At 52.5% G+C, this 360-nt stretch carries 1 protein-coding gene; it reads right to left on the bottom strand.

Annotated elements, in window-relative coordinates; translation table 11 throughout:
* A partial coding sequence (locus tag J4G02_22750; GenBank protein MCE2397328.1) for an aldo/keto reductase occupies window positions 1-360 on the bottom strand: 360 nt, incomplete at both ends.

The raw sequence follows: 360 nt of genomic DNA, 5'->3' as shown, positions 1-360 counted from the left end.
TGACGAGCCAAGTTATAATCGTTGAAGCATAACAGGAGATCAACATCGCCGGTGGCTATCGTCTTCAGATGGAAATCGTGTGGGCGCATTCCGTATCCGACAAAGTGAACTAGACCCCGCCCTTTACACTGTAGCACGCCATCTAACGTTCCACCTTTCTCAAGCGTGGGTTCAATTTCGGACGGATCATGAATCAACATACCGTCGAAATAGTCTGTGCCGAGCAACTGCAGCTGATCTTCGACATCCGCAACCGCGCGTTCAGCGGAATAATCGGGTCTTCCATCACCGTAGCCTCCCCACTCCGCTGAGGAATGGCAGCAAAGGCGTCCGGTAATTATCACGTCCTCGCGCGGTATC

Source organism: Candidatus Poribacteria bacterium (assembly GCA_021295755.1).
GTDB lineage: Bacteria > Poribacteria > WGA-4E > WGA-4E > PCPOR2b > PCPOR2b.
This window is presented reverse-complemented; position numbering and strand designations above follow the sequence as displayed.